20 protein-coding genes are annotated in these 23,974 nt (G+C 71.2%); 10 read left to right on the forward strand and 10 right to left on the reverse strand.

Annotated features, from left to right (window positions below; genetic code table 11):
* A partial coding sequence (locus Q1K33_RS16660) for an HNH endonuclease signature motif containing protein (protein WP_300405855.1) occupies window positions 1–458 on the forward strand: 458 nt, incomplete at its 5' end.
* Between the two features lie 186 nt (window positions 459–644).
* Here Q1K33_RS16660 and Q1K33_RS16665 read toward each other — a convergent pair.
* The gene (locus Q1K33_RS16665; RefSeq protein ID WP_300405856.1) at window positions 645–1,643 is read right to left on the reverse strand and encodes an NAD-dependent epimerase/dehydratase family protein; all 999 of its coding nucleotides are present in this window, start codon (window positions 1,641–1,643) and stop codon (window positions 645–647) included.
* A 129-nt stretch (window positions 1,644–1,772) separates the two neighbouring features.
* Between Q1K33_RS16665 and Q1K33_RS16670 the strand changes: the two genes are divergently transcribed.
* Window positions 1,773–2,477: a TetR/AcrR family transcriptional regulator gene (locus Q1K33_RS16670; RefSeq protein WP_300405857.1), complete on the forward strand. Its 705-nt coding sequence runs from the start codon at window positions 1,773–1,775 to the stop codon at window positions 2,475–2,477.
* Entirely contained in the window at window positions 2,474–3,694 is a 1,221-nt protein-coding gene (locus tag Q1K33_RS16675) for an AMP-binding protein (RefSeq protein WP_300405858.1), read from the forward strand. The genes Q1K33_RS16670 and Q1K33_RS16675 overlap by 4 nt, the downstream gene beginning before the upstream one ends.
* A gap of 190 nt (window positions 3,695–3,884) precedes the next feature.
* Here Q1K33_RS16675 and Q1K33_RS16680 read toward each other — a convergent pair whose 3' ends face one another.
* Complete coding sequence (locus Q1K33_RS16680) at window positions 3,885–4,829, reverse strand: helix-turn-helix domain-containing protein (RefSeq protein WP_300405859.1); 945 nt, start codon at window positions 4,827–4,829, stop codon at window positions 3,885–3,887.
* A 93-nt stretch (window positions 4,830–4,922) separates the two neighbouring features.
* On the opposite strand from Q1K33_RS16680, the gene Q1K33_RS16685 reads away from it, so the two are divergent.
* The gene (locus tag Q1K33_RS16685) at window positions 4,923–5,069 is read left to right on the forward strand and encodes a hypothetical protein (RefSeq protein WP_300405860.1); all 147 of its coding nucleotides are present in this window, start codon (window positions 4,923–4,925) and stop codon (window positions 5,067–5,069) included.
* A 79-nt stretch (window positions 5,070–5,148) separates the two neighbouring features.
* Here the strand turns inward: Q1K33_RS16685 and rpsA are convergent, their stop codons facing one another.
* A complete protein-coding gene (gene rpsA / locus Q1K33_RS16690; protein ID WP_300405861.1) occupies window positions 5,149–6,651 on the reverse strand; it encodes a 30S ribosomal protein S1 in 1,503 nt (500 codons plus the stop codon).
* 372 nt (window positions 6,652–7,023) lie between these two features.
* On the opposite strand from rpsA, the gene Q1K33_RS16695 reads away from it, so the two are divergent.
* A complete protein-coding gene (locus Q1K33_RS16695; RefSeq protein ID WP_300405862.1) occupies window positions 7,024–8,946 on the forward strand; it encodes a hypothetical protein in 1,923 nt (640 codons plus the stop codon).
* Between the two features lie 141 nt (window positions 8,947–9,087).
* Here Q1K33_RS16695 and Q1K33_RS16700 read toward each other — a convergent pair whose 3' ends face one another.
* On the reverse strand, window positions 9,088–9,963 hold the full coding sequence (locus Q1K33_RS16700) for a phosphotransferase (RefSeq protein WP_300405863.1): 876 nt from the start codon (window positions 9,961–9,963) through the stop codon (window positions 9,088–9,090).
* 33 nt (window positions 9,964–9,996) lie between these two features.
* Between Q1K33_RS16700 and Q1K33_RS16705 the strand changes: the two genes are divergently transcribed.
* The 4 genes from Q1K33_RS16705 to Q1K33_RS16720 are packed head-to-tail and all read left to right on the forward strand — an operon-like array spanning window position 9,997 to window position 13,354.
* Complete coding sequence (locus Q1K33_RS16705; RefSeq protein WP_300405864.1) at window positions 9,997–10,734, forward strand: hypothetical protein; 738 nt, start codon at window positions 9,997–9,999, stop codon at window positions 10,732–10,734.
* Between the two features lie 47 nt (window positions 10,735–10,781).
* Entirely contained in the window at window positions 10,782–11,606 is an 825-nt protein-coding gene (locus Q1K33_RS16710; RefSeq protein WP_300405865.1) for a class I SAM-dependent methyltransferase, read from the forward strand.
* Window positions 11,607–11,615: 9 nt separating this feature from the next.
* Window positions 11,616–12,323, forward strand: coding sequence for a class I SAM-dependent methyltransferase (locus tag Q1K33_RS16715; protein ID WP_300405866.1), 708 nt, complete (start codon window positions 11,616–11,618; stop codon window positions 12,321–12,323).
* Window positions 12,320–13,354: a hypothetical protein gene (locus Q1K33_RS16720; protein ID WP_300405867.1), complete on the forward strand. Its 1,035-nt coding sequence runs from the start codon at window positions 12,320–12,322 to the stop codon at window positions 13,352–13,354. Before Q1K33_RS16715 ends, Q1K33_RS16720 begins: the two co-directional genes overlap by 4 nt.
* Window positions 13,355–13,369: 15 nt before the next feature.
* Here Q1K33_RS16720 and Q1K33_RS16725 read toward each other — a convergent pair whose 3' ends face one another.
* The 6 genes from Q1K33_RS16725 to Q1K33_RS16750 form a co-directional block, all read right to left on the reverse strand.
* Window positions 13,370–14,392, reverse strand: a complete 1,023-nt coding sequence (locus Q1K33_RS16725) for a DUF3068 domain-containing protein (protein WP_300405868.1) — start codon at window positions 14,390–14,392, stop codon at window positions 13,370–13,372.
* A gap of 5 nt (window positions 14,393–14,397) precedes the next feature.
* Entirely contained in the window at window positions 14,398–15,657 is a 1,260-nt protein-coding gene (locus tag Q1K33_RS16730; RefSeq protein WP_300405869.1) for a glycosyltransferase family 4 protein, read from the reverse strand.
* Window position 15,658: 1 nt separating this feature from the next.
* A complete protein-coding gene (locus tag Q1K33_RS16735) occupies window positions 15,659–16,444 on the reverse strand; it encodes a glycosyltransferase (protein WP_300405870.1) in 786 nt (261 codons plus the stop codon).
* A gap of 108 nt (window positions 16,445–16,552) precedes the next feature.
* Window positions 16,553–16,729 (reverse strand): hypothetical protein, encoded by a 177-nt coding sequence (locus Q1K33_RS16740; RefSeq protein ID WP_300405871.1) that lies wholly within the window; start codon window positions 16,727–16,729, stop codon window positions 16,553–16,555.
* 33 nt (window positions 16,730–16,762) lie between these two features.
* Window positions 16,763–18,502, reverse strand: a complete 1,740-nt coding sequence (locus Q1K33_RS16745) for a hypothetical protein (RefSeq protein WP_300405872.1) — start codon at window positions 18,500–18,502, stop codon at window positions 16,763–16,765.
* Between the two features lie 22 nt (window positions 18,503–18,524).
* Window positions 18,525–22,610: an alpha-(1->3)-arabinofuranosyltransferase family protein gene (locus tag Q1K33_RS16750; protein ID WP_300405873.1), complete on the reverse strand. Its 4,086-nt coding sequence runs from the start codon at window positions 22,608–22,610 to the stop codon at window positions 18,525–18,527.
* 68 nt (window positions 22,611–22,678) lie between these two features.
* Between Q1K33_RS16750 and Q1K33_RS16755 the strand changes: the two genes are divergently transcribed.
* Window positions 22,679–23,923, forward strand: coding sequence for an oligosaccharide flippase family protein (locus tag Q1K33_RS16755; protein ID WP_300405874.1), 1,245 nt, complete (start codon window positions 22,679–22,681; stop codon window positions 23,921–23,923).
* Window positions 23,924–23,974 lie beyond the last annotated feature (51 nt).

Below are 23,974 nucleotides of genomic sequence, written 5' to 3' on the forward strand. Positions count from 1 at the left end.
CGTTCATGGAGTACATCGAGCGCTACCCGCTCGACGCTCTCCCGAAGCAGGGTGGTCTGGCTGCGACCGTGGTCATCACCGCCGAGGCCGAGACCTTCACCCAGGGTGCGCAGACGGCCGGTCACACCGACAACGGGACCGGGGTCTCACCCGGACAACTCATCCGCCTCGCGTGCGAGGCCAAGGTGTTCCCCGCGGCGATGGACACGGGCGGGCACGTCCTCGACCTCGGCCGAGGCACCCGGTTCCACACCCCAGCCCAACGCCTCGCCCTACTCGTCGAGCAGCAGACCTGCCAACACCCCTCCTGCGACATCCCCGGAGCGTTCTGCCACGTCCACCACACCACCCCCTGGGCCGACGGCGGACACACCAACACCACCGACGCCGTACTCCTGTGCCCCTTCCACCACCACCAAGCCCACGCCACCGGACAGACCTACCCCATCCGCACGTAGACCAAGGTCTCAGAACACTCGTACAGGGCGCGTCACAATGCCGCATCTGATCGTGGTGTCTACGCGGTCGCGCACGACTGTCGGCGGCCGCTTCTATCCCCGGAGGAGCTGACGTGCATCGCCGAGGCGGCACGGACCCCCCGGCCCCCACCACCGGGTGGAGACCACCACCCCGGCCGGGCACGCCTACACCTCGACCGCCCCACCCGCGCGCAAGCCCGTGTGAGTCGAGGTCGAGCCCGCCGCCGGGGACCTCATCGCCTGAGCTGCGTGCTCGGCCGTGGCGCGACACACCTCGTCCCACGGCGTCGGCGCGAGCCCGAGCTCGCGCTCGATGGCCGAGGAGTCCATGACGTAGGGCCGCTGGAACTGGTAGACGGTCTCGCGCAGCTCCTTGAGGAAGCCCATGAAGAGCCCACCGACACTGAGCATCGCGCTGGGCCAGACCCTGACGGCCCCGGGCTCCCGACCGGCCGCACGGCACACGTCGGCGACCGCCTGCGTCTGCGTGACCGGCGGGTTGCTCGGGGCGTGCCACACCCGACCGTGCGCCGACGGGGTCGAGGCAACGGTGACCAGCGCTCGCGCCATGTCGCGGACGTCCGTGAACGTGTGCGGCTCGTCGGCGGACCCGAAGACACGCACCGACTTCCCGCTCAGCGCCTTGGCGGCCACGATCGGGATGTGGGCGTTGGTCACGCCCACGCCCATGTAGTCCGAGCCGCGTACCTCGACCGCACGGATCCGTCCCTCGTCGTGCGCCTGCTTCGCCTCGGCCCACATCTGACCCCTCAGCCTGCCCTTCACCCCCGGAGCCGCATCGGGCATCCCCTCGACCATCGGCTCGTCGACCGGCCCGTAGGCGTAGAGGCACGACGCGGTGGCCAGCACCGCACCGGAGCGCTCGGCCGCAGCCAGGAACGACGCCGCGATCGGCGGCCAGTACGTCGTCCACACGTCGTACGACGGCGGGTTGATGCAGTTGTACAGGGCGCTCGCTCCCTCGGCGAGACGCCCGAGGGCGGTCGCGTCGGTGACGTCGAGCGCCACCCGCGCCACCCCCTCGATCTCGGAGCCACTCCCGGACCGGCTCACCAGGAGCACCTCCTCGTGCCCCTGACTCACCAGCTCCCGCGCGGTTGCCTGTCCGACCGGTCCTGCTCCGACCACCACGTGCTTGCTCATCCGCTTCTCCCTCGATTGAAGTGAGAGCACTGCTCTCGTTTCGAGAAGCGTGACACACGCCAGCCGCGGAAACAAGAGCACCGATCTCTTTTGTTGGCACCGCTCTCGCTCCTCGGGCAGACTCACCCCATGGCACCACCAGCACCCCGCACCGCTCGCGCCGTCGCACGCGCCGAGCTGACCCGCGCGATCCTCGACAGCGCCCAGGCACAGCTCGCCGAGACAGGCCCCGCCGCCCTGTCCGTGCGGGCCGTCGCTCGAGACCTCGACATGGCCTCCTCCGCGGTCTACCGCTACTTCGCCACCCGCGACGCCCTGCTCACCGCGCTCATCATCGAGGCCTACGACGACCTCGGCGACCAGGTGGACCGGGCTGTGGCCGAGCGAGCGGACGACGACTTCCTCGGCCGCTGGCGCGCCCTGGCCCATGCCGTGCGTGACTGGGCGGTGGCCCATCCGCACCAGTACGCACTGACCTACGGCAGCCCGGTGCCGGGCTACGCCGCGCCGACCGACACCGTGGTGCCCGGGACCCGCGTCTCCTCGGCCCTGATCACGCTGCTGAGCGACGCCGAGGCCGCCGGCATCCGGGCCCCTCAACGGGCCCACCGGGTGCCGGCAGCCGAGAAGGCCGCTATCGGCCCGATCCTCGACCACGTCGGCCGCCGGCTCTCCCCTGGCTACGCCGTACGCGGGCTGGCGACCTGGGCGACCCTCTTCGGCCACATCTCGCTGGAGCTCTTCGGCCACATGCACCAGGGTGTGCTCGACTACGACGTGCACTTCTCCCAGGTCGTCGACCAGGTCGGCGCCGATCTGGGCCTCGGCGGATGAGCGCCCTCGCAGCCGGCGACCGGGTCGCGCTCCTCGTGCCGGCATCCGGCGCCTACCTCGATGCCGTGCACTCGTTGCTGGCGCACGGGATCTTCCCGATCCCGCTCGACCCACGTCTCTCGCCCCACGAGCGCGAGCGCATCCTGAACCCGCTCGACCCCGCGCTCGTCGTCGAGACGCCCGAGCAGCTGGCCGCCGTCACCACCGCCGACCGTGGGCTCCCCCTCGGTCGCCCGATGCACTGCACCAGCGGCACCACCGGGGTGCCCAAGGGCGTCGACAGCGGGCTGCTCGACCACGACGATGCGGCCGCCCTCGTCGCCGAGGAGCGCGAGCTGTGGGGGCTCTGCGAGACCGACGTCAACCTCGTGCTGAGCCCGCTCTACCACTCGGCGCCACTGCGCTTCGCGCTCGGCACCACGCTCGCCGGCGGCCGGGTCGTCGTCCCGGGCCCCTTCGACCCCGCTGCCATCACCGCCGCGATCGACACCGAGCGACCGACCACGATGTTCTGCGTGCCGACCCACCTGCAGCGACTCTTCGGGCACTGGGACGAGGTCGGTGCGCCCGACCTGTCGTCGTTCCGGCTGGTCGCGCACGCGGGCGCTCCGTGCCCGAGCGACGTCAAGAATCGGCTGATCGAGCTCTTCCCGCCCGACTCCACCTGGGAGTTCTACGGCTCGACCGAGGGCCAGTTCACCGCCTGCCGCAGCGAGGAGTGGCTCGAGCGACCCGGCACCGTCGGACGGGCACGCCCCGGCCGCACCCTGCAGCTGGACGACGACGGCACGATCTGGTGCAGCGTGCCGCCATACGCCCGGTTCAGCTACTTCCGCGAGCCCGAGAAGACCGCCGCGACCTGGCGTGGGGACGCCTTCACCGTCGGCGACGCGGGGCGCCTCGACGACGACGGCTACCTCTACCTCGACGGCCGCCGCAGCGACCTCATCATCAGCGGCGGCGTCAACGTCTACCCGCTGGAGGTGGAGCAGGTGCTCGGCGAGCACCCCGGCGTCGACGACGTCGCGGTCTACGGCGCCGACGACCCCGCGTGGGGGCAGCGCGTCTGCGCCGCGGTGGTCGGCACCGCCACCGAGGCCGAGCTGGCGGCGTACGCCCGCGAGCGACTGGCGCCGCCGAAGCGACCCAAGACCTGGACGTTGCGCGACGAGTTGCCGCGCACGCTCACCGGGAAGGTCCGCCGGCAGGACCTGTGAGGCACGAGCAGATCCTGGGAAGCCGGAGGTTGAGGAGCCCGTCCGGCTGAGGTCCGGCGTCAGGAGCTGCGACGAACGAGCAGATCCTGGGAAGCCGGAGGTTGAGGGTCCGTCCGGCTGAGGAACGAAGCCGGAACCGGACGTCTCGAAACCCCGTGAGCCGACCAGCAGCCTCACTGAGGAGTCGAGCTCAGCAGGCGAACTGGCGCCGATACGCCTGGGGGCTGACCCCGCGAGCTCCCGTGAAGTGGTGGCGCAAGGTGGCCGCGTTGCCGAAGCCGGTGTCGGCGGCGATCTCGTCGACCGAGTTGCTGGTGCGCTCGAGCATCTCCTCGGCCAGTGCCAGGCGCTGTGCGGTGATCCAGCTGTGCGGCGTCGTCCCCGTCTCGTCGCGGAACCGCCGGGCGAAGGTCCGCGACGACATGTGTGCCTGGCGGGCCAGCGTCTCGACGTCGAGCGGCTCCGAGAGACGCTCGCTGGCCCATGTCAGGACTGCGCCGAGGGTCTCGGCCTGGCAGTCGACGACCTGGCGCGCGATGAACTGGGCCTGACCGCCGTCGCGGTGCGGCGGGACCACCATGCGACGCGCTACGGCGCCGGCCACGGCTGCGCCGTACTCCTGGCGCCACACGTGCAGGCAGGCGTCCAGCCCCGCCGCCGTACCGGCGCTCGTCACGACCTGCCCCGCGTCGACGTAGAGCACCTCCGGCACGACACAGGCGGCCGGGAAGCGCGACTGGAGCTCCTCGGTGTAGCGCCAGTGCGTCGTGCAGTCGCGCCCGTCGAGCAAACCAGCGGCGCCCAGGGTGAAGGCCCCCGAGCACACCGACAGGATGCGCGCGCCGCGCGCGTGGGCCACCCGGAGCGCCTCCAGGACCTCGTCGGGCACGACACCCCCACGAGGCATCGCCGGGACGCCGATGAGGTCCGCGCTCTCCAACCGCTCCAGGCCGTGCTCGATCCCGATGGAGAACCCCACCGACGTCGGCACCTGGCCGACGACCGGGCCGCAGACCCCGAAGTCGAGGAGCGGGACGCCGTCCTCCCGTCGGTCGATGCCGAACGCCTCGCAGAGCACACCCAGCTCGAAGGGGGCGACCCCGTCGTAGACGAGGGCGGCGACGTTGGTCAGCATCTGGCCATCCTGACACATGGATGGCTGAAATTAGATGGACTACGTCATTCCTGCCACTCGTGGCAGCATCTCACCGAGCGCAGAATTGCTGCCATGACCTACTTCCTGCTCCTCCTCGCCGCCAGCACCGTCCTCGCGCTCCGGATCCTGCGCCTCATCGAGACCGACGACCGGGGCCCGTCCACCCCGCCGGCCTCCCACCCCGTCGACGAACGGTTCCTCCCACCCGCCCGCCTCTGAGCCACGCACACGAAGAAGGCAACGAAGGCCCGGCCCCCTGACGGGGACCGGGCCTTCGTGGTTGCTTGCTGCTAGGCGATCAGCTTGCGCCGCCGGTCAGCTTCTCGCGGAGCGCCTGCAGCGCCTCGTCGGAAGCCAGCGAGCCGCCATCGGCGTCGGTGCCACCCTCGGCAGCGTCGTCACCGCCGGTGGCCGAGGAGTACGACGTCGCCTCGCTGGCCTCGATGTCGGCCTGCTTGGCCTCGGCCTGCTGCTTGACGTGCGCCTCCCAGCGGGTGTGCGCCTTGGCGTACTGGTCCTCCCAGACCGCACGCTGCTCGTCGAATCCTTCGAGCCACTCGCCCGTCTCCGGGTCGAAGCCGTCGGGGTAGACGTAGTTGCCGGCCTCGTCGTAGGTCGCGGCCATGCCGTAGAGCGTCGGGTCGAACTCCTCGACATCGGCGGCGGTGGCGGTCTCGTTGGCCTGCTTGAGGGACAGCGAGATCCGACGACGCTCGAGGTCGATGTCGATGATCTTGACCATGACGTCGTCGTTGACCTGGACGACCTGCTCGGGGATCTCCACGTGGCGCTCGGCCAGCTCGGAGATGTGCACCAGGCCCTCGATGCCCTCCTCGACGCGGACGAAGGAACCGAACGGCACCAGCTTGGTGACCTTGCCCGGCACGATCTGACCGATCTGGTGGGTCCGGGCGAAGTGCTGCCACGGGTCCTCCTGGGTCGCCTTGAGCGACAGCGAGACGCGCTCGCGGTCCATGTCGACGTCCAGCACCTCGACGGTGACCTCGTCGCCGACGGTGACGACCTCCGAGGGGTGGTCGATGTGCTTCCAGGACAGCTCCGAGACGTGCACGAGGCCGTCGACGCCGCCGAGGTCCACGAAGGCACCGAAGTTGACGATCGAGGACACGACACCCTTGCGGATCTGGCCCTTCTGCAGCTGGGTCAGGAAGCCGTGGCGAACCTCGGACTGGGTCTGCTCGAGCCAGGCACGGCGCGACAGGACCACGTTGTTGCGGTTCTTGTCGAGCTCGATGATCTTGGCCTCGAGGGTCTGGCCGACGTAGGGCTGCAGGTCGCGCACGCGGCGCATCTCCACCAGCGAGGCGGGCAGGAAGCCGCGCAGGCCGATGTCGAGGATGAGGCCGCCCTTGACGACCTCGATGACGGTGCCCTCGACGACGCCGTCCTCCTCCTTGACCTGCTCGATGGTGCCCCAGGCGCGCTCGTACTGGGCGCGCTTCTTGGACAGGATCAGGCGGCCTTCCTTGTCCTCCTTCTGGAGGACCAGGGCCTCGACCTCGTCGCCGACCGAGACGACCTCGGACGGGTCGACGTCGTGCTTGATGGACAGCTCACGCGAGGGGATGACGCCCTCGGTCTTGTAGCCGATGTCCAGCAGGACCTCGTCGCGGTCGACCTTGACGATGGTGCCGGCGACGATGTCGCCGTCGTTGAAGTACTTGATCGTCAGATCGATGGCGGCGAGGAAGTCCTCTTCGGATCCGATGTCGTTGATCGCGACCTGGGGCGCGTTGTCGTCATACGAGGACGGAAGAGGGTAGTTGAGGGTGGATGTCATAGGGGAAATGATTCCTTGATGGGCAGAAGTTGTGTGGACGCACCTGTTGTCCTGTTTCGCCACCGCCACGACCTCGAGACGGGGTCATGTGCACGACAACGAGCCGCGGTCCGCTTCGGTTGGGTCCCGGCAGACAGCAAGCGCAGTCTCCGAGGGTACGCCGCGCGTCCCGATGGCGCCAACCGAGCCGATGCATACCTCCAGGCGTGTCGGGTACGAGCCGCATGACTCGGGTCCGCACCACCGGACGGCCCCCTTCGCCGTTCGTCTCACTCCCCCTCCCCCTACGGTCTCCCCCTTCGAGATCGGAACGAACGGAGCACCCCCATGCCCACGCATCCACAACGCAAGCAACGGCGCCACCCTCACCCGTTGAAGCGAGCTGCCCGTCGAGCCGTGGCCCCGGTGGCCAGCTTCGCTGCGGTCACCACCATCGCGAGCGTCAGCGGCTTCGCGATCACCGCCGCGACCGCCCCCGTCGCCGCCGCCGCGCCGCTGCCGGCCTTCCAGGCCTCCTCGGCCTCGGGCTTGCTCGACCTGCAGCTGCTCGACCTGGCCGGAGTCTTCACGGCCGGCGACCTCAGCCTGGACGACGCAGTGGGCACCACCGACCTGGCCTCTGACCCTCGCTCGATCGCCACCGCCACCAACCTCGACGGCACCTTGCTCACCGCCATCCCCCTGGACGGCATCCTCTCGACCACCCAGCAGACCGCGCCGCCGGACAACCCCGACGGTGCCGCCGAGGACGTCATCCCGGCGACGAGCACCCCCATCCTCGACATCGGCGTGTCCAACGCCACCGCGTCGGCGCGCTGGGCCGGCGACGACACCTGCCTGCCGGGCGACGTGCCGCTGACCCGCTCGAAGATCACCACCGCCGACGCAGACGTGCTCCCCATCCCGATCGCCGCCGACACGGCGCTCGTGGGCCTGGACGACGAGGTCTCCGTCACCCAGACGACCAGCCTCGTCGAGACCCCGTCGGCGACCACACGCAGCGTCGAGGCCAAGGCCGAGGGCTCGGCCGTCGACGTCGACCTCCTGGGCGGCATCGCCGTCCGCGTCGCCGACACGCCGACCCTGACCGCTACTGCCAGCGGCACCGCCGGTGGCGCCGCGGTCAGCTATTCCGCCCCTCTGGTGACCGTCTCGGTCATGGGCACCGACTTCGATCTGCCCGTCGACGGCTCCCCTCTCGACTTCACGGCGCCCGACAACCCCCTGCTCAACCTCACCTTGCGCCTGGGCCAGGTCGACGACGTCGTCGAGAACCCCGACGGTACGACCGCCAGCGCCACCGCTGCGGTGCTCGAGGTCAAGCTGAGCCTGCTCTCGATCATCCCGGGCGGCGGCGTCACGGTCGCCAACCTGCAGCTCTTCCCGATGTCGGTCAGTGCGACCGCCCCGGTCGGCGGCGTGCTCTGCCCACCGCCGGTCACGCCGACCCCGACGCCCACGCCGACCCCCACGCCGACCCCCACGCCCACGCCGACGCCCACCCCGACCCCGACGCCCACGCCGACGCCGACGCCGACCCCGACCCCCACGCCGACGCCCACGCCCACCCCCACCCCGACGCCCACCCCCACGCCGACGCCCACGCCCACGCCGACGCCCACGCCGACGCCCACGCCGACGCCCACCCCCACCCCCACGCCGACGCCCACGCCCACGCCCACCCCCACGCCGACGCCCACCCCGACCCCCACGCCCACCCCGACCCCGACGCCGACGCCTCCGCCGAACGCCGACTGTGACAACGACGGTCTGACCGACGCCCAGGAGACGAGTGGGTCGGCCAACCCCTACGGACTCACGCCGACGGACCCGTGCAACGCCGACACCGACGGTGACGGCCTGGAGGACGGCGAAGAGGTGTTCGGCACCAACATCCGCGACGTGGTCGTGGACTGCAACCGCAACTCGACGCCCATCGGACGCGTCGTGACGAACCCGAACGACCCGGACACCGACAACGACCGCCTCTCCGACGGCAAGGAGGTCAACGGCTTCCGGGTCAAGCAGAAGGTGATCATCAGCAAGGACGGCAAGCGGACCTACAACATCGGCAAGGTCCACACCAACCCGCTGCTCAAGGACACCGACTCGGACGGCATCAACGACAAGAAGGAGAAGTCGGGGAAGAAGAACAAGCAGTACGGGAAGGACAAGACCGACCCGCGCAACTGCGACACCGACCTCGGCGGCAACAGTGACGGCAAGGAGATCCGGAAGGGGTCGAACCCGGCCGACCGCGCCTCGTCTCCGAAGAACCCGAAGGGCAAGCCGTAGCCCGCAGCACGACCTGACGATGCCCGTCTGCTCACCGAGCAGGCGGGCATCGCCCTGTCGGAGACCCGTTCAGGTCGAGACCCGATCAGGGCCCGCGACGCGACGCTGCAGGCAGCGCCACCTCGTCGACACAGCCGAGCCTCACGTGGCGTGAGGGTCGCCAGAGCGAGCCACGGAGCGCAGGTGGTGCTCGGCTCGATCGGCGACGGGGTTCGTCCCGGCGCGTCCTGCCAGGTCGATGAGGGCGAACAGGTCGGCAGCGCGGGCCAGAGCGAGGGCCTCCGACGGCGCAACGGCGCGCGCCCGCCCGTACGTCGCCAGAACGGCCTCGACGTAGGCCGGCTGCCGGTCGAACCGGAGGACGTTGCCGAGATCGGTGAACGGATGCCCGGCGTGCGCGTACTCCCAGTCGACGAGTCCGGTGATCGCCAGGGAGGCAGGGTCGACGAGCAGGTTCTTCGGGTTGAGGTCACTGTGCACCAGGCACACCCGGTCGACACCCGACAGCAGCTCCTCCGCCAGGTCGGCGACCTCGAGGAGGCCGTCGCGCTCCTGCGCGGTCCAGTGGTGCAGCCCCTGATCGAGGGCGTGCTCCGCGAAGGCCGCGAGCCCGCCGGACAGGCCTTCCCACGGACGGATCGTGAGGTCGCCGTCCACGTACTCCCCAGACCTCGTCTGCGGCATGCCGCCAAGGGCCGCGGCCAGCTCGCCGACGTTGGCTCCGAGCGTGGCCTGATCGGTGGGTCCCAGCCGCGGCAGCACGACGTCACCACGCTCCCCTGGGAGGTAGGACGTGATCAGCAACGCCGGCATCTCGCCGGCGGCACGCCGTACGTCGAGGACGTCGGGCACCGGGAGGAGCCCGCGGACCAGGCGCATCAGCGCGGCATCGACCTCGGCCCGCCCGGGGCTGCGGGCATGGATCCGCACGACCTGACGCTCGCCGTCCCCCACCCGAGCGACGAACGTCTCCCCGGACCAGCCGCCTTCCAGGGGCTCGAGCGAAGCGAAGTCCATGCCGGGACGCTACCTCCCGAGTAGCGTGACGCCATGGCCCCACCCGAGCTCGCCGTCCCGGCGCGCCCCACGCTCACCGAGGCCGCGACGCTGCCGGTGCGCATCGCCGTCGCCGCCACCCGCGCCACCCTGGCCGTGGGCACCCTTGCCGCACCCGACGGACCGATCCGCCGGCCGGGTGGTTATGCCGAGCTGATCCTCGAGGTGATCGGCGAGCGGGGCTACCTCGCCCAGCTGATGGAGCTGGTGCGAGACGAAGGCGGTGCCATGCGCCTGGTCGCCACGCTGACCGACCTCACCGCCCCCGAGCGACCGCTGGGGCGCCTGCTCGCCCGCGACGGCGTGCTCGACGAGCTGATGGCGGACGACGGCCCGCTGCTGAGGCTGCTGGCGCGCGACGGCGCCCTCGAGCGACTTCTCGCCGACGGTGGCGCCCTCGATCGTCTGGTCCAGCGCGACGGTGTGCTCGAGCGGCTGCTCGCTCCCGGCGGTGCCGTCGACCGGCTGACCGAGCAGGACGGACTGATCGAGCGGTTGTTGATGGACGACGGTTTCGTCGAGAAGCTCGTGGCAGAGGGCGGCACCCTCGACCAGCTCGTCAGCCTCGGGGACACCCTGGAGAACATCCAGCCGCAACTCGACGAGATCGCCCGGGTCATCCCTGCGCTCTCCGAGTCGGCCGACTCCCTGCACCGCGCCGTCGGGCCGCTCGGGGACCTCGTCGGACGACTTCCCGGGCGCCGCCGACCCGCGGTCGCGGTCGGGACGTGACCGCGCCACTCCCCCGGACCGCCCCCGACTCCCGCCACCATCCCCCCATGGCACCGGTCAGTGCGCACCGCAGGCTGGTGGACGAGGACGAGTCACGCCGGGCCAATGGACCGGACTGGGATCGCTACGCCGACGAGTACCAGGCCACGCACGGGGCTTTCCTCGGTGACGTCGGCTTCGTGTGGGGTCCCGAGGGGCTCACCGAGGCCGAGGCCGGACTGCTCGGACCGCTGACCGGTCGCGACGTCCTCGAGGTCGGCTCCGGCGCAGGACAGTGCTCACGCTGGGTGCGGTCCCAGGGGGGCCGGGCGGTCGGACTGGATCTCTCCCACCGACAGCTCCAGCACTCACGACGACTGGACGACGAGACCGGGGTCCCGGTGCCCTCCGTGCTCGGTACCGCCACCCACCTTCCGTTCGCCCCCGCATCCTTCGACATCGTCTTCTGCAGCTTCGGTGCCCTGCAGTTCGTCCACGACATCGAGCGTGCGGTCACCGAGACCGCGAGGGTGCTGCGCCCGGGTGGCCGCTTCGCGTTCTCGATCACGCATCCGACCCGCTGGATGTTTCCCGACGACCCCTCCGAGGGCGGCCTGGTCGCGGGTCAGTCCTACTGGGACCGGCTGCCCTACGTCGAGGTCGACGACGAGACCGGCGAGGTGAGCTACGTCGAGCACCACCGCACGTTGGGCGACTGGGTCTCCCTTCTCGCCGGCGCCGGCTTCTCCATCACCGACCTGGTCGAGCCGGAGTGGCCCGAGGGCCACGACCGCGTGTGGGGTGGGTGGTCGTCTGTGCGCGGGCGACTGACCCCGGGGACCGCGATCTTCGCAGCGGATCTCGTGCCACGAGCCACCCCGGCGCCCGGATAGGGTCGCCGCGTGGACGAGGACGAGATCCGGAAGTCGGCGGCGCTGGAGCAACGGCACTGGTGGTACGCCGAGCGGCGCGCGCTCGTCCATCGCCTCGTCGCGCCACTCGCCCCCGGCCGTGCCCTCGACGTGGGCTGCGGAGGGGGAGGCAACACGGGGGTGCTGCGCGACCTCGGCTGGCAGGTCAGCGGGCTCGAGTACTCCCCCGCAGCCGCCGGTCTCGCCACCAGGCGTGGCCTGGACGTCGTCCGTGGCGACGCCCGGGTGCTGCCCTTCCGCGACGCGTCCATGGACCTGGTCATGTCGACCGACATGTGGGAGCACATCGACGACGACGAGGCCGTGGCGCGCGAGTCGTTCCGGGTGCTCAAGCCCGGTGGCCGGCTGCTGGTCGCCGTGCCGTGCAGCATGTCGTTGTGGAGCGGGCACGACGTCGCTCTCGGACACGTGCGCCGCTACGAGAAGGCGGAGCTGACCGGCCTGATGGAACGGGTCGGCCTCGAGGTCGTCGACGTCCGCTCGTGGAACGTCCTGCTCCGCCCCGTGGTGCGCGCCCGCCGCAAGCACAACACCAGCGAGAGCGAGATGGAGGAGGTTCACCCCCTCCTCAACGCCGGGTTGCGCGCGGCCGTGGCCACCGAGCGCGTCCTGCCCCTGCACCGTCTCCCAGGCGTCAGCCTCGTGGTGCGGGCCGTCAGGCCCGCCGGGTGCTCGTGAGCGAGACCCCCGACTGGGTCGCCGATCCCGCCATCGCCTGGCGGATCGTGGTGACCGCAGTCCTGACCACGCCCCTGACGCTCGACGACGCGCGCGACCGACTCGTGTCGTTGCAGACCCAGCAGGGGTGGCCGGCCTCGGGTCGGGTGCTGACGGGCACCGACGACGCGGAGCTGCGTCGGAGGCTGGGCGACGAGCGGCAGGGCGTCGTGTCCCTCGGCCTCACCGACGACGGCCGCCGGATCGTGGTCTCGGCGCATCACGGTCGAGTCGACGGCCTGGGACTTCTCGCCGTGCTCGTGGCCGTCACCGGCGCCTCCGTGACCTCCTCGGCGCGTGGCGTCGGCGACCGACCCGATGACGCAGGACCGATGGGCACGATCGCCCGGCGACTGGTCGAGGTGGCGCTCACCCCTCCGGCACGGATCGCGTCCCCTTCCCCGTCGACCCGGCCCGACGCACCCGACGACCTCGACGTGTACGTCGAGCGTGAGCTGTCGTCGCCGGTGCGGACCGCGGCGCTCGTCCTCGCCGGGGCACGCGGCGTGACCACCTTCAACCGCGCGCACGCAGCGCGCCGCCGGACCCGGCGTACGCGCCACGTGGCGGTGGCCATCGGCGTCGCCCGGGACACCTCGACGGCCACGATCTCCGATCGCAGCGCCCTGCTCAGGCTGCGAGACGTCGAGCGCCTCGACCTCGGCGGCATCACCGCCGCCTTGGCCCAGGCGCCCACCCAACGCCCCGTGCACGGCACCGGCGGTGGCGCGGGGCTCGTCACGTTCGGACTGCGGGTGCTCGCGCCGCGACTCGGCTCGACGCTCCTGGTCTCCCACCTCGGCAACGTCGCCGCCGACGGGATCGACGCCCTGTCGTTCCACCCCGTCACCGCCGGCGGAAGCGGCGTGTCACTGGGTGCACTCACCCTCGCGGGGCGCACGCGCGTCAGCCTGCGCGCGCGAGGCGATGCCTGGACGCACGACGGCCTCGAGCAGCTGCTCGAGGCCGTCGTCGCAGAGATCCCCTCCTGACGCTTGATCGGAGGATCAGGCGGTGACCAGCTCCCGGTCCTTCTTGCTCGTGCGCTTGCCGCCCCCCGAGCGACGGATCTGCAGGCCACCGGCGATCGCGGCGAGACCGAGGACGATCATCGTCAGCGGGAAGAGCCAGACCATGCCGCCGAGGAAGAAGCTCTGGAACTTGCCGTCGTCGACCAGGTCGGAGACGGTGTCGGGGGTGTACTCCACCGTGCCGACGAACGCCGGGACCTCCTGGCCCTCGAAGGCGAAGTACTGGTTGCGGACCTCGACACGCTGGACCGGCGACCCGGTCGTGGGCTCGAACCAGATCGTGCGGACCATGCCGTACATCTCGTCGGCGGTGATCGTGTCCTCATCGGTGTCGAACACCGAGCCCGGCAGGTCACGGGTGCCGATCTGGGTGGGCTCGATCGTCTGGACGAGCTTGTAGGTCTCCAGACCGTCGACCTTCTCGGTGCCGACGTACTTCATGGTCGTCGCCTCGCCCAGGCTGGAGTCCCACCACTGCAGGTCCTCCTTGCCCATGTCGAACGGGCCCTTGAAGATCTGCCCCGAACGGTTCACCTCGACCTGCTCGACGACGTACTCCCCACCGACGTCGACGGACTCGTCGACGTAGGAGCCACAGTCAGGACAGGCCTCGGCAGCGCCGGACTCGGCGCTGAAGGGCGAACGGTCCGAGGTCTGCTGGAAGCAGCCGGGCAGCGCAGCGTCGACCGTCGGGTCGCACGTTGCGCCCTCCACGCTGGTGTCGAGGATGGAGGTGCGGTTGACCCACACCACGACGCCGTCGGGCGTGGCGACGTCGCTGTCGGCCACGGTGTAGGACGAGATCGCCAGGTCGGTGCTCTTCGGCTCGAGCGTCGAGGCATCGAAGATCGTCGCGTCGATCGCCTGGAGGTCGGTGGTCGACTCGTAGTTGGTCGGCATGGTGGCCAGGCTCGGGTGGGCGTAGAACTTGACCAGGACCGCGGCCATGATCAGGAACGCCCCGAGCCCGATGAGGGTGGTGCTGATGACTCGACGCATGATGATTACCTCTCGATGGACGCAGCCGGAGCCGCGGCGGGAGCACTCGGTGGAGCAGTGGTGGTGCGGGGGCCACGTCGGGCCTGGCGCTCGTCGACCACGAGGTCCACGGCGTCCTGGTGCATGCGCGACCAGCTGAAGCCGGCCGCCCACGTGGTGCTGGCCTTGAAGGCCAGTCGTCGGTTCTCCGGAGCCTCGAGCTCCGTCAGCGCCGTACGGATGGCGCCGGTGAGGCGTTGTTGGACCACGTCGAGGTCGGCGTCGTCCTCGACCAGGAATCCCGTCTCCCCGTCGCGGATGGAGTCGCGCAGTCCTGGGACGTCGCGCGCCACCGTGGGGATGCCGTAGCCGGCCGCCTCGATGACGACCTGGCCCCATCCCTCGATGTCGGAGGCGCAGACGTGCAGGGCCGCTCGGCGAAGGATCTCCTGCTTGGTCTCCTCGGCGACGTAGCCGTGGAACGTCACCCGGTCGGCCAGGTCCAGGTCGGCAGCGACCCAGCGGAGCCGGTCGAGCTCGGGGCCCCTGCCGCACACGTCGAGGTGCAGGTGCGGGCGCTCGTCGCGCAACGCGTGCAGGGCGTGCAGCACCAGGTCGACGCGCTTGTGAGGCACGAGCCGACCCAGCACGACCATCCGGTCGAGGTCCTTGGCCGCGTAGGCCTCGTCGTTCGCACCGTCGCGCAGGTCGACCGGAGGGACGTTCGTGCCGTTGCCGATGATCTCGACGGGAGTGCTCCAGCCCAGCTGGTCGACCATCTCCTGGCGGGTGGACTCCGAGACGGCGACCGTACGGCGACGTCGGTAGACGCGGCGCATGGCAACCCTTTCCAACCACTGCCCGAGTCGCGCGAGTGGCGCCGGGAAGTAGGTCGAGAACTGGTCCTGGTGGACGTGGTGGACGACGAGCACGACGGCCGTGGTGCTCGGGACGAAGAGCGGGGAGAAGGTGGGGATCCCGCACTCGGGGTCGATGACGACGTCGACCGACCGGCGACGACGCAGCAGGGACAGCGCAGCGAAGGCGTAGAACCCGAACGCACCGCCTCCTCGGCGGACCTCGATACCGTCGCGCAGGTCGCGGCGCGACTGCCCGCGGTCGCGGGCGGTGATGAACTCGACCTGCGCACCGGCAGCGAGCAGCGCCTTGGCGTACTCCCAGGCATAGCGCTCCGACCCGCCGGCGAGGCTGTGCTCGAGGTCGCGCCAGTTCACCACCACGGCACGGGTGCCGGCGAGAGGAGTGCTGCCCGGGGTCACGTTCATGTCAGGCCTCGACCGCCAGCTGCGACAGCGCTGCCGTCGACGGCGCGAGCGACGCGTCGACGCCGGTCATCCGAGCGGGGTCGAGACGCAGCTGCCAGGCGATCACGGCGAGATTGAGGAACGCCCCGGCGCCATGACGCAACGGCTCGAACGTCGAGCCGGGGACGTCTGCCCACTGCACGGGGAACTCCACGACCCGAGCGCCGCTGCGCTGCACCCGCGCCAGGAGCTCGACGTCGAAGGAGAAGCCGGCGGTGCGTAGGCCTGCGAACGCCGTACGTGCCACGTCGCCTCGGAAGACCTTGAACCCGCACTGGGTGTCGCTGATCCCCGGGACGATCCGGCCGGTCAGCGAGCGGTAGCGACGAGCACCGGACTCGCGCAGGCGGCTGTGACGCGCGGCCGTGTCCGATCCGTACGCCGCGCGCGACCCGATCGCCACGTCGGCGCCCAGCGCCATCAGCCGCATCGACTCCAGCAGTGCGTCCAGGTGCGTGGCTCCATCGGCGTCCATGAACGCCACCACGTCGGCGTCCGTGGCGGCGATCCCTGCAGCGACGGCCGCGCCCTTGCCTCGGGTCGCGCACGAGAGCACGCGCACCGGCGTTGCCCGGCAGTCCGCGGCGGCCGCCAGAGCGGCGGTCTCGTCGGTCGAGGCGTTGTCGACGACGATGACCTCGACGGCACCGAGACGCGCGCGGTGATCACGGACGAAGCGCCGGAGCTCACGCAGCGTGCGTGGTAGCCGGTTCGCCTCGTTGTAAGCAGGTATGACGATCTGCAGCATCAGGGCCCTCCCAAGCCGTCAGCAGCACCGGTCCCCACCCTCCCGGGGGGACCTCGAGTCGCAGGCGCACCCGGCGTCGCTCGGAGGAGCGACGGGGGTGCGAGATGCCTACTTCTCGGAGTACTGGCTCAGCTTGGACTGGGCGACCGGCTTCTGGTCTCCCTTGGCGGCGTTGACGCCGCCGACGGTCAGCGCCGTGGCCGCAGCGGCGCCGACGACGGCCGCCACGATGACGTTGAGTGTGCTCCCGATGCCTGCGGCACCCGCAATTGGTCCAGTCTTCATGTGCTCGGTCCCCTCCCAAAGACCTCGCGGAAGTCAGCGCCGGCTACTGTGACGGCGGTTACTCCCACGACGGAGTATGCGGCCGGAAGCACCGATCAGCAACACGAACGCGCCGACGTGACCCGTAATGACCAGAGCGGCGTAGCCCCCGTGACTAGTCCGGGTGGCCGATCGGACGGGCTCGGGGTCTGCTCCCGGGTCCGTCGTGGTCCGCAGGTCGAGGAGCACGAGGTCCTCGCCGTCGTGGACGGTGCGACCTGCCGGCACGGCCTGGTCGGCCTGTCCCTGCTCGACGAGCACCCAGGTGACGCCGAGGCTGCGCAACTCGCGGGCAGCATCGACGGGTGTCGAGGCCTCCAGGGCGAGCGTCACGTCTCCCACACGCGGGTCCTCGGAGTCGATCTCGACGCCATCGACGAAGGTGCGGTCGTCGATCAACACCTCGCCCGGCAGGTAGCGCGGCGCGGGGTCGAGCACCGCCCGGTCGTCGGCCCAGTCGAAGGTCCGGTAGCTGCCGGCCCAGGGCAGGACGATCGTGGTCGCCTCCTGCGCGGCACCGATCTGGTCCGCCACCGTCCGCCAATCGGCGGGGTACGTCGAGCGCTCGAGGTCGCCGGCCCCCCACGCGAGACTCGGCAGCAGCAGCATGGGGGCGACCACGAGGAGTCCGGCGACCGCCCACAGGGACTCGCGGCCCGGAGCGACCTGCTCGCGTGCCCAGGCAACCGCCGAGGCCAGGCCGACGGCAAGGAGCAGCGCAGCCGGGCCCAGGAAGCGGTGGGCGTCGCGCAGCAGCGCAACGGCCGCAACCCGGTCCCCCAGCCACTCGAGGAGGCCGGCCCCGCCGAGGGCCGGCACGGAGGCGACCACCAGTGCCCCGGCCGCCAGCAGGGCGAGTCGCCGTACCTCCTCGGCCGCCGGACCTCGGCGCCCGCGGCGCACCGCCCCGAGGAGCGCGGCCAGGGTGAGGGCAACGGCGAGACCGACGACGACGGCGCTGGTGCGCTCCCCCGCCACGATGGACGACTTCCACGTGCCGCCGAGCGTCACCAGGCTGGGCAGCACCCCGAGCGAGGACTCGGCTCGTGGAGCGAACAGCTCGAAGACACCGTCGGTGGTGACCGTGCTGGAACGAGCGAGCAGGGACGGGAGGAGCCAGGGCAGGTTGGCGACCACTGACAGCACCGCCAGGACCGGCCACGCGGGCCAGGACCAGCGCAGTCCCAGGACGGCGACGACCGCCACGGCCATGACTCCACTGGAAGGACTGCAGACGGCCGAGACCGTCAGCGCCACCGCCACGGGCGCCCACCCGGAACGCACGTCGCGGCGGTAGCGGCGAGCCGCCAGCGCGACCCAGGGCAGCGCCAGGTAGCCGCACAGGATGGCCCACTGACCGATCTGGAGGTGGTCGTGCACCCAGGGGTTCCAGAGGAAGATCCCGATCGCGGCGGCGCGGGCGTACCAGGCGCGTTCGTGGACCAGGCGGCCGATGCCGATGCCGCCGAGCACCAGCGCGCCGACGAGGAACGCCCGCTGCACGACCGAGCCGGGCACCACCTGGGTGAGCACCGAGACGATGGCATCCATCGGCACAGCGCGAGGCAACGATCCGTCGAGGCCCAGCCAGGCGGACTTCCAGGGCTGGTGCGGGACGAAGACCATGTCCCCGACCAGCCAGTAGCCCGACCCCAGCAGCAGGGGGCCGGTGATGGCCAGCGTGAGGAGTGCCGACCAGGCGAGGTCGGTCCGGTAGGTGCGCGGCTTCGCCACAGGAGGACCCGCTGGACGCCCTTCAGGACGCATGCGGCGTGGACCGTCGTAGGTGAACGCACGACGCCAGGCCGAGTGCCAGCCCGAAACCGGTCGCCAGGTCGATCCCGTCCCAGGGGAACTGCTGCTCCCGTTGGACCTGGATGACCAGCGCCACGACGGCACCGAGCAGCACCGCTGCGGTCGCGGTCTGCGCCCAGCGTGGCCGCGAGGCGAGCGCAAAGCCCGCGACGGCCCCGATGGCCACGACCGGACCGCCGGCCAGCAGGCCGACAGTCCCCAGGCCGATGAAGCCGGCGGTCAGGGACATCACGCGGTGACGTCGGTGCCGACCAGAGATGACGGGCCGTACGACGTCACCGTCGCCGTCGGTGGTGCGGGCGGGCCGCAGTCGCGTCACGGCCCCGACGCCGGCACCAGCGAGCACGACGAGCCCCATCACGAACAGCCCGGCGATCAGCAGCACGAGATAGGCCCGCTGCGGCTCGTAGGTCAGCACCACGTCACCGGCGACGTCCTCGGGGACCAGCCACCCCTGCGACCACCCGTCGACCTGCAGCGGTGTCAGGGTGCGGCCGTCGACGGTGGCGGCCCATCCGACGTTGAAGCTCTGGGGCAGCGAGAGGATCGCCGCCTCCCCGGAGCCGACGCGGACCACGCGTCGGGTCTCGCTCTCCGTCAGCACCTCCAGCGACCGCGAGCGCTCGACAGGTGCGGGCTCCTCGACGCTGTCGAGCTTGAGCGCCACCGGCTGGAACTGGCCCGTGGACCGCAGCTCGACGCGGTGCTGCCCGGCGTCGAGCGCGATGCGTCCCCTCACCCCGCAGGGCTCGACGGCCAGCTGACCCTTGGCGACGACGGAGCCGATCTGGCCGGAGACGCGGGTCCGGATCTCCTGACCGTCGACCACCAGGGTGGGTCCGAAGCCACAGACGGCACCGGTCGGGCCGGCGCCGTCCAGGGTTCGGGTGAGACGCGCGTTGGCGAGCGTGATCTCGCGAAGGCCCAGGGTGTAGAAGTCCTCGTCCCCGGGGCGCGAGAACGTGATCGTGACCCGACGCCCGCGCAGTGGCTCGAAATCCGCGTCTCCCCCGCCGGCACCGAGACTGACTGTTCTCGTCTCGCCACCGGCCTCGATCAGGGCGCGGGTCGGGGACTTCGCGATCGGCGCAGGGGCCTCGATGCTCAGGGACCGCAGGGTGCGGGTGCGCCCGAGGTCGATCCTCAGCGCCGGCTCGCGGTCGCGGGGGTCTGCCAGCCAGGACGTCGTGGAGTCGCCGTCGTAGGCCATCCGTGGCGAGACCGCCGGGTCCTGGCCGAACCAGGAGCTGCCGAGCAGCTGGGGTCCCGACTGGGGCCGGATGAGCTCGGGAGTCGCCAGCGAGGAACGGGCCACGACAAGACCCGAGACGTCCCATCGCCCCCCGGTGGGCACCGAGAACACCCGGTCGATGCCGGCCGTCTCCTCGCTGGCGCGCTGGCGTTGCAGGTCGCAGTCGGGGCCCAGCAGCGTGCTGATGCAGGCGCGGCGCTCGGGGAAGGCGTCGAAGAGCAGGTCGGCGGCAGCGTCCAGGCCGGCGTCGGGCAGCCGCAACGCACGCGAGACGGAGAGGTTCTCGACGCTGAGCTCGGCGAGGCCGACCGGCTCCGCAGCGTTGCCGGTGCGGTCCACCGTGACACGCAGGCGTCGTCCCTCGGCGCCGCCGAGATCGGCCCGGGCACGACCGGTGAACGGATCGTTGGAGGCGAGCACCGTGGTGCCCCCCAGGGTCACCTTCCACCGCTCGACGCTCTGCAGACCGAGTGGCGCCGTCGCCTGCTGGAGGGTGATCTCGCCCAGGCTTCTGGTCTCGCCGAGGTCGACCTCGATCCACTGCCCGCGCGGGTCGACGAAGGGGGCGGTCTTCCAGAAGGTGTCCCGATCGCCGTCGAGGACCGACCACGGGGCGTTCTCCGGACGGACCTCGCCGATGATGTCGGCGTACCCGGCCGAGGTGGAGGCCGTGACGTCTTCGATCCCGTCGTAGACCGCCACCACCGGGCGAGCCCCCGGCGGCCCCGGGTAGTTCGGCAGCACGCGGCCCCCGCGGTAGGGATCCTGCGGCGCCATCACGTTGCTCTGCGCCTGGTGCACGCGTCCGAAGGCGCGCTCGCGACGTTGGAAGCCATCGCCCTGGATGTCCGCGGGCTGGTCCCAGCCCTGCTCGCCCTGGACCAGCATGGCCTGGTCGTCGCCGACCAGTCCGGCACCGACCGCCAAGATGGCGTCCTCGACGGAGGACGCCACCGTCACCGAGTCGTCCACGTCGCGCAGCTGGTAGCCGTCGACGCCCTCGACCCCGCCGCCGCGGTCCTCGGTCAGCTCGAAGACCTCGATCGCCGGCCCGAAGTCCAGCCGCCCGAAGGTGGCCACCTGCTCGATGCCGGGCGAGCGGGCCAGGGCCACTTCGACGAGGTTGGCGGGGGTCGACTGCGCGACCTGCTGGTCCAGGTCGTTTCGGAGCACGATCCGGCTGATCCCGACGCGACGCAGCATCTGCGACAGGTACGGCGACCCGGCGCCGGTGGTCAAGTACAGCTCGAGTCGCGACAGCATCCGGATCGTGGCGGCGGGCACCAACGGCACCTGCGACCGGGTGACCCACGAGGAGTCACCGAGGACCTGCATCGGCTCCTCCATCGTCCAGCCCCAGGTCTGGATCCCGAACCCGGAGCCCGGCACGATCCACGCCGCACCGTCGCCGCGGGTCGAGTCCAGGTAGTCCGACGTCGCCTCCCAGTAGTCCGGAAGCTCCGTCCAGCCCGGCGTGCGCAGGTTGGCGCCGGCGACAGGCGCGGCCATGGTGGCGACTCCGGCCACGATGGCTCCCGCCAGTGCTCCGGCTGTGACTCGACGCCAGGGCATCTTCCCCCGCAGGGCGCCGAAGACCTGGGTGAGCAGGACCGCCAGGCCGAGGCTCAGCGGGACGCGCAGCACGGGGTCCGCCTTGGGCACGTTGCGCAGAGGTGCCAACGGACCGTCCAGCAGGTCCTGGAGAGGTTGCGCGAGAGGGCTGTCGAGTGGCCCCGTGTGCGCGATGCAGATCGCGACGATCCCCACGGTCGCCGAGATGAGCAGCGGCACTCGGAGCGTCCCGCGGTAGCGCAGCAGACCCAGCAGCCCGAGGGCCGCCACCGCGCCGCTGGCCAGCACCACCCACGCGTCGAACGAGACGTCGTACCCGGCAGGCCACCACCGCCGACCTCCCACGACGATGTAGTCGACCCAGTTGCTCGTCCCCCGCAGCCCGTTGGAGAACCCGGCGGTGCGGGTCGTGGTCCGGGCGTCCTCGACGAAGTCGAAGAACGGTGGGCTGTAGGCACCGAACTGCACGAGCGAGATGGCCCACCACGCGTTGACGGCCACCATCAGCCCGGCCCAGCCGAAGCCGAAGCGCCACGAGAGGCGGCGCGACAGGACAGCCCAGGCGACCACCACGATCAGCAGCGCGGCCGGCGCGAACGTCGCCGTACCGTTGACGCCGCCGCTGCACGCGAAGGCGGCCGCGGAGAGGAGCGCCGCCCGCCACGGCCGCAGCCGTCCCGTGACGGCGTACACCAGCGGCAGCAGGGCCCACGGAAGCACCGCACCCGGCAGGATCTCCGCGCTGCGCACCCCGAGCTCGGCCACCATGCGGGGACTGAGCCCGTAGGCCAGGCCCGCGATCGCGGCCGCCCACACGTTGGCACCGAGGGCGAGCGCCACACGACGCAGGCCCTCGCACGCGACGACCAGCACCAGGACCGACCACAGTCGCTCGGTCACCCAGCCCGGGACGCCGATCTCGGCCAGGCCGGAGAAGAAGGGGCCCTGCGGCCAGAGGTAGCCGTAGGCCTGGTTCTGCAGCTCACCCAGCGAGACCTGGGAGTTCCACAGCGTGAAGGTGTCGCGCAGGAACTGGGTGGGCGCGTTGGTCAGGTCCAGTCGGGTGTCGGACGTCGTCTCCCCGAACTTCTCGGTCAGGATCAGGACGGCCAGCGCCAGGTAGGCCGTGAACGTCAGTGCGGTCGCCCGCCGCGCGCCGTCGCGCTCGTCGGAGCTGCGGTCCGTCCCCCTGGTGTCGTGCATGGCGCGCCCACTGTACGGGTGAGGCCCTCCTCAGGTGTGCGCTTCAGGCGCTGTGGAACACTCCCGGAGTGCCCGAGGCGACGTCCAAGCAAGCGGTGACCAACGGTGGGGTCATCGCGGTGGCGATCGGGGCCATGAACGTCGCGACGTACGGCTTCACGATCATCGCCGCTCGGGCACTGGGACCGGACCAGTACGGCGCGTTCGCGGCCGTGATGAACCTGCTGATGGTCGTCAGCGTGGCCCAGCTGGCCCTGCAGGCGACTGCGGCCCGGCGCATCTCCTCCACTCCCGGCGACGTGTCGGTGATCGAGGCGGGGATCCGGCGAGTCACCTGGCTGACCGCGATCGTCCTCGGCGTGTCGCTGGCCGTGGCCGCGCCGCTCGTCAACCACCTGCTCCGACTCGAGAGCCTGCTCACCGCGCTCCTGGTCGGCGCCATCGCCGTGCCGCTGACCGTGATGGGCGGGCAGGCCGGCACGCTGCAGGGCGAACGCCGCTGGCGCCCGCTCGCGGTGCTGTACGCCGCGGCGGGGATCCCTCGGCTGGCGGTCGGTACCGCCCTGATCCTGTGGCGTCCGGAGGAGTTCACGGCCATCCTCGGCGTGTTCGTCGGCGCGCTCGCCCCGGTCGCCGTGGGGATGGTCGCGCTACGGGACCGGGCGCCCCACGGCACCAGCCCCTCGGACGAGGACCACGGCTTCCGAGCGCTCTTCCGCGAGCTCGGCCACAACTCCCAGGCCCTGCTGGCCTTCTTCGCCGTGACCAACGTCGACGTCATTCTCGCCCGCAACGTGCTCGACAACGCCGACTCAGGGCTCTACGCCGGCGGCCTGATCCTCACCAAGGCGGTCCTGTTCCTCCCCCAGTTCGTCGTCGTGGTCGCCTTCCCCGACATGGCAGATGCCAACGAGCGCCGGCGGGCGCTACGACTCAGCCTGGGCGCCGTCGCCGGGCTGGGTGTCGTCGGGATCGCGGCCACCTACGTGCTCTCGTCGTTGGCCCTCGTCTTCGTCGGCGGGGACCAGTACGCCGCCATCGAGGACCGCCTCTGGCAGTTCGCGATCCTGGGCACGCTGCTCTCGATGATCCAGCTCCTCGTCTACGCCCTCATCGCCCAGCGCGGCGGACGGGCGACCTGGCTGTTGTGGGGCGCCCTTGTCGTGATCGTCGCTTGCTCCCCGCTCACCGGGTCGATCATGAGCCTGCTGCTGCTGGTGCTCGTCGTGGATGCGGTCCTGCTGGTGGGGTTGCTGGTCCCGGTGGTGTTCTTCGGGCCGCGGAACATCGCGCAGGACGTGGCCTCCGCCTAGTGGGGGTGGCGGGTGCCGTCGCTCGGCTCACCGGGTTTCGACGCGCCCGTC

The sequence above is a fragment of the Nocardioides sp. genome (assembly GCF_029937575.1).
Lineage (GTDB): Bacteria > Actinomycetota > Actinomycetes > Propionibacteriales > Nocardioidaceae > Nocardioides.